Genomic DNA, 13063 nt, shown 5'->3' on the forward strand with positions numbered 1-13063 from the left:
GCCTACCGACGAGCCGATGCCCACCGAGACCGAGCCCGCCGCCGCGTCGACGAGCGCCGGGAACACCGCGATTGGGCGGCACGTCGCCATTCCGCACGATGCGGACGGAACATCCTGTCCGGCAACGGTTTCCACCGACGTGGTCGTCGTCGGTGCGCGCTGCGCCGGTTCGGCTGCCGCCGTCGCCTTCGCCCGCGCCGGACGCCGAGTGCTCGTCCTGGACTCGGCCCGCTTCCCGTCCGACACGCTGTCGACTCACCTGCTGTGGCCCGCCGGTGTTGCCGAGGTCGCGGCGCTGGGCGCGCTGGAACGGGTCCTCGCGCTCGGCGCGCCCCGGCTGCGGGTGGCCTTCGCGGCCGGCGCCGGACAGGTCGTGCGAGCGCCCTTCACGATGATCGAGGGCATCGACTACGCGATGTGTGTGCGGCGCACCGGGTTCGACGCGGCTCTGGTGGAGACCGCCCGTGCGGCGGGCGCGACGGTGTACGAGTCGATGCGGGTGACCGAACTGCTCCGCGACGGCGAGCGGGTCACCGGGGTGCGGGCCGTCGACCGCACGGGAGCGACCCACCGGATTCGAGCCCGGCTGGTAGTCGGGGCCGACGGTCGGCGCTCCACCGTGGCGCGACTGACCGGCGCCCTCGACCCGTATCGCAGTAAACCCAGTGGGCGGGCCTGCTATTTCGGATACTGGCGCGACGAGCGCCCGGAATGGCGTTCGACCGCCGCCCAGTGGCGGGCCGGAAATCTGCTGGGCACCGCATTCCCGTGCGAGAACGGGACGGTACTGTCCCTGATCCAACCGCCGGTGGAGCGCGTCCGCCGCGGCGATGGCCGGACCGAGCGGCATTACCGCGAGATGATCGAGGCGATCCCGGAACTGGCTGCGCGCCTGGCCGATTGCGAACTACTCGGCCGGGTCCGATCGGCCACCGACATCGTCTCCTACTTCCGGCGCTCCACTGGACCGGGGTGGGCGCTGCCCGGTGACGCCGGGCATTTCAAGGACCCGGTCACCGCGCAGGGGATGCGCGACGCCATGCGCTACGGGCGATTGCTCGGCGAATCGGCCGCCCCGGTCCTCGACGACGCCGCCGCGCTGGACCGGGCACTCGCCCGCTGGGAGCGCGGGCGCGAACGTGACTGCCTGCCCATGTACCAGTGGACCAACCGACTGGCCCGCGGTACGGAGATGTCACCACTCGAGGTCCAGCTGTACCGGTCGGGGGCGACCGATCCGCACCTCGCCGGGCTGGCGCTCGATGTGATGACGCGCGCCCGGACTCCGGACCAGCTGCTGACTCCGGTGCGGGCAGCGAAGTTCGCGGTGCAGGCGCTGTGGCACGCGCCGCCGGCCGCGGTGGTGGAGACCGTGATTCGCGAGTTGCGCGATGGCGCGGAGGACTGGCGTGAGCGCCGGCTGGCGCAGTGGGGTCCGGCCCTGCCGCGGCGGGCTTCGGCCTCGAGATGACGAGCAGCCCGGCCGTGCCCGGTGCACCGCCGGGCTGCGTCGAGAGCGACTGGCGGTCAAGGTAATTCGAGTCGGGGGTCGACCCAGCGCCGGTCCCGCTCGCTGGATCGAGGAGTGGACATGGGTGGTCGAGGCACGGGGACGTTCGACAGGCGACACCTGTTACGCGGCGCGGCGGTGGCGGGTGCGGCGTGGGCGGCCGGCGGGATGTGGTCCGCGCACGCGCGGGCCAATCCGGTGCGCCGACAGGTACGGCCGGGCCGCGAGGTCGCGGTGTTCGGCGGCGGGGTATCCGGGCTGACGGCCGCCCACGAACTGGCCGAACGCGGATACGCGGTGACCGTCTACGAGCCGACCGCCCCGGGCGGTAAGGCGCGCAGCATGGGGGTGCCGGGCACCGGCACGGGCGGGCGGGCGGATCTGCCCGGCGAGCACGGCTTCCGGTTCTTCCCCGGCTGCTATCAGCACGTGCCCGATACGATGGCGCGAATCCCGTTCCCCGGCAACGTGAACGGCGTCGCCGGCAACTTGGTCCGGGTGGAGTCGACGGTAGCGGGCTTCGCGGACCTGCCGCCGGTCACGGTGCCGACCGAGATCGCGGGGCTGCGGGAACTGAATCCGGATCGCCTGCGCAATGCGCTGCTCGCCGGCCTCGGTTTCATTCCCCGCCTGCCACCGCAGGAACTGGCCTTCTTCGGCGACCGGATGCTCATGTGGTTCACCACGTCGACCGAACGCCGCTTCGGCGAGTGGGAATATCGCTCCTGGCTCGATGCGGTGCGGGCCGAGGGGAAGTCGCGGGCCTATCGCGAGTATCTGGCGCGGGCGCTCACCCGGATCACGGTGGCGGCGAAGGCCGAGACCAGTTCGGCCCGGACCATCGGAACCATCGGGGAGGCACTGGTTTTCGCCGGGGCGGGCATCGCGCCACAGTATCGGGGCGGGGTGGATCGCATTCTGAACGGGCCCACCAACGAAGCGTGGATCGATCCGTGGGTGGCGTACCTGTCCGGACTGGGTGTTCGCTTCGTGACCGGCGCCGGGCTGACCGGATTGCGGGTGTCGGGCGATCGGATCACCGGCGCGAATGTGGGCGGCCGGACCGTGCGCGCGGACTGGTACGTCTGCGCGATGCCGGCCGACCGCGCGGCGACCGTTCTCGACGACGCGGTACTCACCGCCGATCCGGCGCTGGCCGGGATGCGGGAGCTGGTGCTCGACTGGATGGTGGGTGTGCAGTTCTACCTCCGGCAACCCACGGGGGTTCCCGATGGCCATATCGCGGCGCTCGGCTCGCCGTGGGCGATCACGGCCCTGCGGCAGGCGCCCATGTGGCGGGGCGATTTCGCGGCCCGCTACGGCGACGGCACCGTGGTCGAATGTCTGTCGGCGGATGTGTCGGATTGGGACACTCCCGGAATCCTGTTCGGCAAACCCGCCCGGCAGTGCTCGAAGGACGAGGTGGTGCAAGAGGTCTGGGCGCAGCTGAAACGCTGGCTCAACACCGGCACCGGATGGTTGCGCGATGAGGATCTGCGGTCCTGGTTCGTCGATCCCGGGGTGCTTTTCGAGGAGGGCGGCAATACCAACGACACTCCGCTGCTGGTGAATACGGTCGGATCGTGGGATCACCGGCCGGAGGCTCGATCGGCGATCGGCAACCTGTTCTTCTGCGGCGACCATGTCCGCACCGGCATCGATCTGGCCACGATGGAGGGCGCGTGTGAGGCCGGGCGCAAGGCCGCCAACGGGGTGCTGGACGCGGCCGGTGATCCGTCGCCGCGGGCGGCGGTGTTCGCGTTGTACGCACCGCCCGAACTGGAGCCGTTGAAGCGTCTCGACGCCGACCGCTACCGGGCCGGACTGCCGCATCTACTCGACATGTGAACGGCGGCGCAGGAATTCGGCGGTGGCCGGGGTCGCGGGCAGAAACGATTCGATCGCGAGTTCGGCGACGGTGACGTTCATCGGACTGCCGAAGATGGTCATGGTGCTGATGAAATCGAGTTCGACGTCACCGTGTTCGGGGTCGCGCCGGCGCAGGCGCAGCGGGACCACTGCCTGATCGGGTTCGGGCAGGCCCGGGTCGTCGCGCCCGCCGGGATAGCCGAGGAGTTCGGTGCGTAGTTCGGCCAGCTCCGTCGAGCCGGTCGCCTCGATCTGGCGTTCGATGCGTTCGAACAGATGTCCGCGCCACTGCGCCAGATTGACGATGCGCGGGGCGAGGCCGTCCGGGTGCAGACTCAGCCGCAGCGCGTTGACCGGCGGGGTGAGCAGCTCGGCGGGAATGCCGTCGAGGAACAGGGCCACACCGGAATTGGCGTCGACCATGTTCCACTGTGCGTCCACCGCCAGCGCGGGATAGGGCTCGTAACCGGTGAGGATCTGCCGCATCGCGGTACGAACCGGGGCCATGGTGGGGATGTCCAATCCGGGTTCGGCGTAGACGGGGGCGTAGCCGGCCGCCAGCAGCATGCGATTGCGTTCGCGCAGCGGGATTTCCAGCTCCTCGCTCAGGTGCAGGATGAGCTGACGGCTGGGGGTGGAACGACCGGTTTCGATGAAGCTCAGGTGGCGGGTCGAGGTCTCGGCACGACCGGCCAGTTCGAGCTGGCTCAGGCGGCGGGTGCGGCGCCAGTGGCGCAGCAGGTCCCCGGCGGTATGGGTGGGCACCCGCCCGATGGTAGGCGGCGCGGGTGGGCGCCACGATTACCCGGGAGGTCATGATCGCTGCCCGGATGCCCCCGAGGCAGGGCACGGTTAGGGTGGGATGCGTGTCGTTGGTGCAGGCTGGACTGGACCGGCTGCCCGAACGGTGGCGAGCACTGCTGCTCGCCCATCGGGAGCTGATGAAATTCGCCGTTGTCGGCGCGATCACCTGGTTCGTGGACACCGGGGTGGTGTACGCGCTGAAGCTGACCGTGTTGCAGGACAAGCCGCTGACCGCGCGCGCCTTCGGTGTGCTGATCGCGACGATCGTGTCCTACATCCTCAACCGTGAGTGGTCGTTCAACACCCGCGGCGGGCGCCAGCGGCATCACGAGGCGGCGCTGTTCTTCGCGGTGAGTGCCCTGGCGGTCGGGGTGACGGTGATCCCGCAGGCGGTCTCGCTGTACGTCTTCGACATCCGGGTGCCGCATGTCAGCCCGTTCACCCAGGCGGTGTCGAATTTCGTCACCGGGCAGATCCTCGGCGTGCTGCTGGCGATGGCGTTCCGGTTCTGGGCATTGCGCCGCTTCGTCTTTCCGCAGGATCTGCGCGAGGCCGAACTGGAGATCCTGTGAACCCGCGGGTCGGATTCGCCCTGCCGCAGCTGGGTCCGCAGGCACACGAGGGCCACCGGATCGCCTGGTTCGCGCGGCGCGTCGAGGACGCCGGGGCGGACAGCCTCTGGGTCGGCGACCGGGTGTTCGCGGCGACGAATCCCACCGTGGGCTACGCCGGTACCGATTCGTTCCCCCGGGAATTCCACTCCGTCCTCGATCCTTTCGTGACCCTCGGGGTCGCGGGCGCGGCGACCTCGCGGGTGCGCCTGGGAACCGATGTGCTGATCGCGCCGCTCTATCCGCCCGCGCTGCTGGCCCGGTCGCTGACCAGTATCGACGTCGTCAGCGGTGGCCGGTTGCTGGTCGGGCTGGGTATCGGTTGGTCACCGGAGGAATATGCCGCCGCCGGAGTGCCGTTCGATCGGCGCGGCGCGCGGCTGGAGGAGACGCTCGACGCCCTGCAGGCGATCTGGACCTCGGATCCGGCGGGCTATCGCGGTCGTTATGTCTCGGTACCCGAACACCGACGTGAGCTCGGCCCGGTCCAGCGTCCGCATCCACCCATCCATCTCGGCGCGTATTCGCCGGCCGGGCTGGCCCGCGTCGGCCGGCGTGCGGACGGCTGGCTGCCGGTGTGGCGGGTAGCGGGACCGCCGGGTCAGGGTGAGCTGCTGCGGCAGGCGCGGGCGGCGGTGGATACAGCGGCACGAGCGGCGGGGCGCGATCCGGCCGCGATCGAGACGATCGTCCGGCTCAATGCCGGGCGGGGCACCACCGTGGACGAGATCGTCGCGGCCCTGCGGACGGCGACGGCGGAGACCGGCTTTCAGGACTATTTCGTCGATCTGATGTATGTGGCGGCGACGGTGGAGCAGGCGGCCGACCTGGCCCGGCGGGTGCTGGACGGCGTGCGTTGAGCGGTCGCGCGGTTCGTTCGCGAGCTCGAACGGCCACCGGCGCAGCCGATTCCGGACGAGCACCGATCGCCCGGCGCGGCTGTGGTGATCGGAGAATTCGCCGGGCGTGACCGCGGTCACCGCGGTCGGCGGTGGGCGGACCGGCGCGGCCGGTCGGCGCGGAGCACCGATACCATGACCGGGTGCGAGCGACGGCGGATCCGGCCATGCGGCTGCGGGGTAGCTGCGTCGGTGCCGCGTCGGCGACGGTGAGTGTCGCGGCCCACGCTCTCGGCGGTGGCGCCCCGGCCCCCGGATCGGCCGGCATCATGCTGTTGCTGGCGACCAGTACTGTGATCGGCTCGCTCGCCGCGCACGCCCGCACGGGCGCGCTGCGCCTGATGGCTCTGCTCGCCGTCGGCCAGGTGGCCGGACACGCGGCGCTGTCGCTCGCGCCGCACTGTCACGACATGCTGCTCACCGCGCCGATGCTGATCGCGCACGTCGTGGCGATCGTGGTGGGCGCCGGACTCATCCGCGCCGCGGAATCCACGCTGCTGCGAGCGATTTCACGTATCCGCCGCGCCGTCGCCGCGGTCCATGCTCTCCTCGTCTCCGGTGATCCGGTCGTGATCGTGACCCCGGATACGCCCGGCCGGCCGCATCGGCTGGTCCTGGCCTCGGGGACGGGCCGACGGGGTCCGCCGGCGTACGCGGGTTCGTACGCTGTCCGCTGCTCGGTCTGAGGACCGCGGCAGATCCGAGGCACCCAGGCTGCACTCGTCGAGCACACTGTCGGCGACCCGCGCGGTCTCGCGGGACACGCGAGTAGCCGTCGAAGGTGGCAGCCGTTTGTGCCGGGCCATCTTGCGTGACGGCGCGGTGCGTACTGCCGATCCAACGATCGGACCGCGGCCGCCGCATCGCGGCACGCGCGGACGACCTGGCGTGTCACCGCAGGTTCGGCCGGTGCGCTCGGGCGCGGCATCGGTCGCGCCGAGGAAGCCGACTCGGCTACCGCACCACGCCCTGCCCGGGCGAATCGCGCTGCCACATCGCGGACAGCACCTGCAGCTGTTACGAACCCGTTCGAGATATGTGTCCTCCCGGTCCCGGGGCGCATCAGCGCGCTCCCGGCCTACCCACACCGGGAGTGAAAAGCCCTCTACCGCAATGGAGTTCGAATCATGTTCTCGGTCCCCCGTACCCAACGCGCCGACGCCACACCGATGCCGTCGGCGTCCTCCGGCCGCCCGGCCACCCTGGCCCGGCGCGGCCTCCGCGCGAACACCCGACCGCTGCGCCGGCTCGCCGTGGCAGCCGCTGCAGTCGTCCTGCTGGCGCTCGCCGGGTGCTCCTCCGGCGGTACCACCACCGCCGACGCCGATTCGATCGCGGTGAGCAATCAGTGGATCAAGGCGGCCGATGCGGGGATGTCGGCGGCGTTCGCCGAATTCACCAACCGCAGCGATCACGAGATCCGCATCGTCGACGCCACCAGCCCCGCCTCGGCCCGAATGGAGATCCACGAGCTCGTGTCGGCCGCCGGTGGCACCACCATGCGACCCAAGGCCGGCGGCCTGGTCATCCCGGCACACGGCAGCGCCACCCTGAAGCCGGGGGCCGACCACCTGATGTTCATCGATCTGAAGGCCCCGCTGCGCACGGGTGCGAACACCCCGGTCACGGTGAAATACGCCGACGGCACCAGCACCACGTTCACCGCGCAGGTGCGGGATTTCGCCGGTAATCAGGAGAACTACTCCCCCGGCGACGGCTCGACCCCCGCGCACGGTGGCTGAGCGGCTCTCGCGCCGCCGGTTGCTCAGCGGCGGCGCGGCGGCCGCGGGCGCCGCCGGTGTCGCGGGGCTGACGCTCGGCGCCGATCGCTGGTCACGCCGCGACAACACGCCCGACCCGGGAACGGCATGCGAGCCCTTCTACGGGCCGCACCAGGCCGGCGTGGCGACCGCACCGCAACTGCACGCGGCATTCGTCGCCTTCGACCTGCGGCCGGGAACCACCCGGGCGGATATCGCGGGCCTGCTGCGGATCTGGTCCGGGGACGCGGCGCGGCTCACCCAGGGTGAGCCGGCGCTCGCCGACACCGAACCGGAACTGGCCGCCCGACCGGCCCGGCTCACCGTCACGATCGGCTTCGGACCCCGCCTGTTCACGGTCGCCGGACTCGACGCCGCGCGGCCGGACTGGCTGGCGCAACTGCCGCCGTTTTCCATCGATCGCCTCGACTCCGCATTCTGTGAGGGGGATCTGCTGCTGCAGGTCTGCGCGGACGAGGCGACGACGGTCGCGCATGCGGTGCGGGCTCTGACCCGCAGCGTGAGCTCACTGGTCACCGTGCGCTGGACCCAACGCGGATTCCGCAACGCTGCTGCCGGGCAGACGATGCGCAATCTGATGGGTCAGATCGACGGCACCGTCAATATCGCCGCCGGCGCCGACTTCGATCGACTGGTCTGGGACGACGGCCGGGCCCGGCCGTGGCTGCAGGGCGGAACCTCGATGGTGCTGCGCCGGATCGCGATGAATCTGGACACCTGGGACGAACTCGACCCCGAGGGCCGGGAATTGACCGTGGGCCGGCGCATCGCGACCGGTGCCCCGCTGACCGGAACCCGCGAAACCGACGATCCGGATTTCGCGGCGGTCGACGCTCACGGCATTCCGGTCATCCCGCCCTCGGCGCATATCGCTCGCGCACACCACACCAGTGACGGCGAACGGTTCCTGCGGCGCGGCTACAACTACGACGACGCACCCGCGCCGGGTGCGACCTCGAATTCGGGGCTGTTGTTCGCCGCCTACCAGCGCGATATCGCGGCGCAGTATCTGCCGGTGCAGCGCCGCCTGGCCGAATTCGACGCCCTGAACACCTGGACCACCCCTGTCGGTTCCGCGGTGTTCGTGATCCCGCCGGGGATCGCCGACAAGCAGGGCTATATCGGGCAGACCCTATTGGAGGGCTGAGAGCACGGCGGGGGCACTCGCTGCGATCCGGCACTCGATGCCGGTAGGCACACAGTGCCCCGCCGTCGCGACCTCGACGCTCAGTGCCAGAGCACGGCCACGAACACGTTGGCGATCGCCAGCACTCCGGCGGCGTCGGCCATCCAGGCAATCGTCTTGCCGCGCTTGGCGTCCGCGTGCGCGACCTCGGCCAGCCCGGCCACGGCGACCGCGATCACCAGTTTGACCACGATCTTGGCCATGTCGAGATTCTTGTCCAGCGAATCGATGCCGTCGGCCATGCCGACCAGGATCAGGCCGGTGACGATCTGCGCTCGCGCGCCCCACAGCATCACCTGCGACACCGCCGGCCGACCGGCCGCATATCCGCCGATCACCGCGGCGAGACCGAGCAGGTGGGTGATCACCACCAGGTTGTAGACGACTGTCATGGCTCACAGCGTAGATCATCGACGACGATTCAACGACAGCATGTAGTAGAGCTGAGTGGCCCGGTCACGCTGCGCTGCATGCACTCTCACGCCGGCCACCGCACAGCCGTGCCGAGGCGGGGCGGAAATGCGTGCGTTTCACGCCCGAGCGGGTCGGGTAGTCATCCTCAGGTGGCTCTCTTCGGCCGTGCCGCGACATCGGCGCGGAATCGAGTGGGTCGGGACTGCTGGGTCGCTCGGTGATGGCTAGGAGAAGAGGGTGGCGGTTGTACTCGTGCTGCGCGCACGCGGACTGGGTGATCTCCTCACCGCGGTCCCGGCTCTCCGTGCGCTGCGCCGGGCCAGGCCGCGCGATCAGATCGTGCTGGCCGCACCGCACCGGCTCAAACCCATCGTCGACCTGATCACCTCGGTCGACGACATGGTGCCCGCGGCCGATCCGCAGAGTCTGCGCTGGGACGGCCCCGCCCCCGCGCTCGCGGTGAACCTGCACGGACCGGGCGCCGAACCCATCGTCGAGCTGGCCCGCACCGAACCCACCCGGATTCTGACCTATCGCAACCCCGCCTTCCCCGAGCTCGACGGGCCGCAGTGGGTGCCGGAGATGCACGACATCGATCGCTGGTGCCACCTGCTGGAGTCGGCCGGGATGAGTGCCGACCGCCGCAATCTCGGTCTCGTTCCCCCGGTGGCGACCACCAGCCACCGCGACTGTGTGGTAGTGCACGTAGGCGCCGGAGCGCCCGCCCGCCGCTGGCCCGTGGAACGTTTCGCCGCGGTGATCCGCCATCTGCTGGTGCAGGGGCGCGAGGTCGTGGTGACCGGCGACGAGTTCGAGCGCGAGATCGCGCTGGCCATCGCCGCGCGGGCCGGCCTCTCGCACGACCATGTCCTGGCCGGACAGCAGAATCTCATCGAACTGTCGGCGACGGTGGCCGAGGCCGCGCTGGTGGTCTGTGGCGATACCGGTGTCGCCCATCTGGCGACCGCGTTCGGCACCCGCACGGTGGTGCTGTTCGGGCCCACCGCCCCCAGCCACAGCGGGCCGCCGCCGCATCTGTCGGGCCGGCACATCGCGTTGTGGGCGGGCCGGACCGGCGACCGTGACGGCCACACCCCGGACCCCGGACTGCTGCAACTGACCGCCGCGGATGTCATGGAGGCGGTGGACACCCAGCTCAGCAGGCGGCGCTGGGCCGAAGCGGACCGGCGCGGCACGAACTACCGGCGCGTGGGATGACCGTGCCCTGATACCGGGGTATGAGGGGCGGACGGCACCGCCGGGGGACGCGGGCACCGATCTTCCGGACCTAGCGTCGCCGCATGACCACCCTCCCCGCCCCCGCCCAGCTGTTCTCGCCGCGGCACTGGCATCGCCCGTTGACGGTGACCGCGGCCGTCATGGCCACACTCACCGTGGTGTCGCTGGTGGCGATGTTCGTCGACGATCGCCGGATCCTGGGCGAATCGGTCTGGCTCAAACCCGCGAAATTCGGCGTGGCCTTCGCGATGTACACCCTCACCCTGGCCTGGCTGGTCTCGCAACCCCATCGCGGTGCGCGGCTGAGCCGGTGGATGGGCACCCTGTTCGCCGTCACCGGAATCGTCGATGTCGGCTTCATCGTCGTCCAGGCCGCGCGCGGCACCTTCAGCCACTTCGACACCGAGACCGATGTGGTGAACTCCGTCGGACAGGTGATCTTCACCTCCGGTGTTCCCGGCCTGTTCGTCGCGAATCTCGTGGTGGCCGTGAACCTTTCGTGGCAGCGCATCCTCGACCGCCCGACCGGCCGGGCCGTACACGCCGGGCTGGCGATCGCGGTGGCGGGAATGGCGCTGGGCTATCTGATGGGTTTCACCGGCGAGCAGACGGTCCGGGACGCGGCCGGACATCCGGTGCGGCTGGCGGCCGGACACACCGTCACCGATCCGGTGCTTACGGTCCGCGACGGTGTCGGCGAGATGCCGATCGTCCACTGGAGCACGCTCGGCGGCGATCTGCGTATCCCCCACTTCGCCGGGCTGCACGGCATTCAGATCCTGATCGCGATCGCGGTCGCCACGGCGTGGGTGGCGCGCCGGCGTCCCTGGCTGGACGAGCGCGTCCGCGGCCGCCTCGTCGGCGTGCTGGTCCACGGCTATCGGAGTCGTTCGGCGTCCTTGGCCAACGCCACCAGATTCGCGGTCAGCTCGGCCAGTTCGGCCCGGTCGGCGCCCTCGGCGACAGCGGTGGCCACATCCTCGGCCGCGCAGCGCGCCGCGAACCAGCGATCGGCCAGATCCGCCGCTTCCTGAGCGCTCAGCACCACCGAATCCTCGGGAATCCCGGTGCCCTCCAAGCCCTTCCGGTGCTCGTAGGCACGCTGACGGCACGATTGCCGACAATACCGGCGGCGGCGACCGATGTCGGTATCGGCGATCTCCCGCCCGCACCACAGACACGACAGCAGACGGCGCGACATGACCCGACACCTTAGCCTCCGCCCCGCGCCCCGCCCGGGGGGCACGCCGAATTCGTCCGATCACCGCGACTCGGCCGGGTCGGGGAACTCGCGCCCCGGTGGAGACCGTAAAATACACCGGTTGACCGTCACCGGGAACCGATCGGGCCGCTGGCGCGTTGATAGTCCAGTAGAACGTTGCCGACAGGCCAGAGAGGACCGCACACCATGGCAGATCGCGTACTCCGAGGTAGCCGGCTCGGAGCGGTGAGCTACGAGACCGACCGCGACCACGACCTGGCACCACGTCGAGTGGCGCGGTACCGGACCGACAACGGTGAGGAGTTCGACGTCCCGTTCGCCGACGACGCCGAGATCCCGCCGACCTGGCTGTGCCGTAACGGTCAGGAGGGCATCCTGATCGAGGGCACCACCCAGGAACCGAAGAAGGTGAAGCCTCCGCGCACGCACTGGGACATGCTGCTGGAGCGCCGCTCCAAGGAGGAGCTCGAGGAACTGCTGCAGGAGCGCCTCGAACTGCTCAAGACCCGCCGCGGACGCTGATCCCAGGAATAGCGGCATCCACGAATACGACGATGTCCCCCTCGCACCCGAATGCGAGGGGGACATCGTCGTTCGGTGACTGTCTGGTCGGGCGCCGCGGCGCCTGCTGTCAGTTGCTCGCCACCTTGCGGTACTGCAGCAGCGCCAGCGGGACGGCGACGAGCAGGATCGCGACCGAACAGGCCACCGCGTATTCGACGCAGTGATCGACCGGCCAGCCGTGCGGGGCGGCGAAGGTCGGCGGGGAGCTGTTGGCGAACAACTTGCGACCCGACGCCGACACCGCGGTGATCGGATTCCACTCCGCGATCGAGCGCAGCGGCCCGGGCAACGTTTCGGCGGAGATGAACGCCGAGGAAATGAACGTGACCGGGAACAGCCAGATCAACCCGGCGCTCTGGGCGACCTCGACATTCGGCGCGATCAGCCCGGTCAGCGCCCCCACCCACGACATCGCGAAGGCGAACAGCAGCAGGATCGCGAACGCCAGGGCCGCATCGGCGATCGAGCCGTTGATCCGCCAGCCGACCAGATAGCCGCAGCCGACCATCACGGCCAGCGCCACGACGTTGACCACGGTGTCGGACAGGGTGCGGCCCATCAGCACCGCCATCCGCGACATGGGCAGCGTCCGCATCCGGTCGATGATGCCCTTCTGCAGGTCGTTGGCCAGCCCGACGGTGGTGAACGCGGCGTTGAACGCCACCGTCTGCGTGAAGATACCGGCCAGCAGGAATTCGCGATACTGTCCGCCGCCCAGCGAGGCGCCGAAGATGTAGGCGAACAGGAACACGAACATCAGCGGCTGAATGGTGGCGGTCACCAGCAGGGTCGGCACCCGCAGGATGGTCAGCAGATTGCGATAGGCGATGATGGCGCTGTCGCGGAAGACCCGGACCGGCGCGGCGATCGCGCGGACGTCGCTGTCGATATCCGGCCGCGTCCCGGCCGCGTCGGCCTGCTCGGCGGCCTCGGCCGCCGAATCCTGTTCGGCGACCGCCACTTC

At 70.3% G+C, this 13063-nt stretch carries 13 protein-coding genes; 9 read left to right on the forward strand and 4 right to left on the reverse strand.

All coding sequences use genetic code 11. The features are described 5' to 3' along the window. The first annotated feature begins 16 nt into the window (after positions 1–16). Positions 17–1471 carry an NAD(P)/FAD-dependent oxidoreductase gene (locus ON37_RS22820; RefSeq protein ID WP_083893221.1) on the forward strand — a complete coding sequence of 485 codons (1455 nt, stop codon included), beginning with the start codon at positions 17–19 and terminating at the stop codon, positions 1469–1471. A 120-nt stretch (positions 1472–1591) separates the two neighbouring features. Next, the gene (locus ON37_RS22825) at positions 1592–3358 is read left to right on the forward strand and encodes a hydroxysqualene dehydroxylase (RefSeq protein ID WP_040722158.1); all 1767 of its coding nucleotides are present in this window, start codon (positions 1592–1594) and stop codon (positions 3356–3358) included. Here the strand turns inward: ON37_RS22825 and ON37_RS22830 are convergent. Next, positions 3344–4144, reverse strand: a complete 801-nt coding sequence (locus ON37_RS22830) for a helix-turn-helix domain-containing protein (RefSeq protein ID WP_051031936.1) — start codon at positions 4142–4144, stop codon at positions 3344–3346. The two genes, ON37_RS22825 and ON37_RS22830, sit on opposite strands and share 15 nt — an antisense overlap. Before the next feature lie 101 nt (positions 4145–4245). On the opposite strand from ON37_RS22830, the gene ON37_RS22835 reads away from it, so the two are divergent. From ON37_RS22835 to ON37_RS22855, 5 genes are all read left to right on the forward strand, one after another. Then, complete coding sequence (locus ON37_RS22835) at positions 4246–4755, forward strand: GtrA family protein (protein WP_040722186.1); 510 nt, start codon at positions 4246–4248, stop codon at positions 4753–4755. Beyond that, entirely contained in the window at positions 4752–5654 is a 903-nt protein-coding gene (locus ON37_RS22840) for a TIGR03619 family F420-dependent LLM class oxidoreductase (RefSeq protein ID WP_040722160.1), read from the forward strand. Before ON37_RS22835 ends, ON37_RS22840 begins: the two co-directional genes overlap by 4 nt. A 182-nt stretch (positions 5655–5836) precedes the next feature. Next, positions 5837–6379: a hypothetical protein gene (locus ON37_RS22845; protein WP_157171553.1), complete on the forward strand. Its 543-nt coding sequence runs from the start codon at positions 5837–5839 to the stop codon at positions 6377–6379. A 441-nt stretch (positions 6380–6820) separates the two neighbouring features. Then, entirely contained in the window at positions 6821–7435 is a 615-nt protein-coding gene (locus ON37_RS22850; protein ID WP_245553373.1) for a copper chaperone PCu(A)C, read from the forward strand. Continuing rightward, positions 7428–8621: a Dyp-type peroxidase gene (locus ON37_RS22855; protein WP_040722161.1), complete on the forward strand. Its 1194-nt coding sequence runs from the start codon at positions 7428–7430 to the stop codon at positions 8619–8621. The genes ON37_RS22850 and ON37_RS22855 overlap by 8 nt, the downstream gene beginning before the upstream one ends. An 80-nt stretch (positions 8622–8701) precedes the next feature. Here the strand turns inward: ON37_RS22855 and ON37_RS22860 are convergent, their stop codons facing one another. Next, entirely contained in the window at positions 8702–9052 is a 351-nt protein-coding gene (locus ON37_RS22860; protein WP_040722163.1) for a hypothetical protein, read from the reverse strand. Between the two features lie 259 nt (positions 9053–9311). Here ON37_RS22860 and ON37_RS22865 point away from each other — a divergent pair, with 259 nt between their 5' ends. Further along, a complete protein-coding gene (locus ON37_RS22865; RefSeq protein WP_040722165.1) occupies positions 9312–10292 on the forward strand; it encodes a glycosyltransferase family 9 protein in 981 nt (326 codons plus the stop codon). Between the two features lie 898 nt (positions 10293–11190). On the opposite strand, the gene ON37_RS34315 is transcribed toward ON37_RS22865, so the two are convergent. Beyond that, entirely contained in the window at positions 11191–11514 is a 324-nt protein-coding gene (locus tag ON37_RS34315) for a hypothetical protein (RefSeq protein WP_083893216.1), read from the reverse strand. A 207-nt stretch (positions 11515–11721) separates the two neighbouring features. Between ON37_RS34315 and ON37_RS22875 the strand changes: the two genes are divergently transcribed. Then, positions 11722–12057 carry an RNA polymerase-binding protein RbpA gene (locus ON37_RS22875; RefSeq protein ID WP_030517018.1) on the forward strand — a complete coding sequence of 112 codons (336 nt, stop codon included), beginning with the start codon at positions 11722–11724 and terminating at the stop codon, positions 12055–12057. 109 nt (positions 12058–12166) lie between these two features. Here ON37_RS22875 and ON37_RS22880 read toward each other — a convergent pair whose 3' ends face one another. Continuing rightward, positions 12167–12988 carry an ABC transporter permease gene (locus ON37_RS22880; RefSeq protein ID WP_083893225.1) on the reverse strand — a complete coding sequence of 274 codons (822 nt, stop codon included), beginning with the start codon at positions 12986–12988 and terminating at the stop codon, positions 12167–12169. Positions 12989–13063: the final 75 nt, after the last annotated feature.

It is taken from the genome of Nocardia veterana NBRC 100344, assembly GCF_000308855.1.
GTDB classification, from domain to species: Bacteria; Actinomycetota; Actinomycetes; order Mycobacteriales; family Mycobacteriaceae; genus Nocardia; species Nocardia veterana.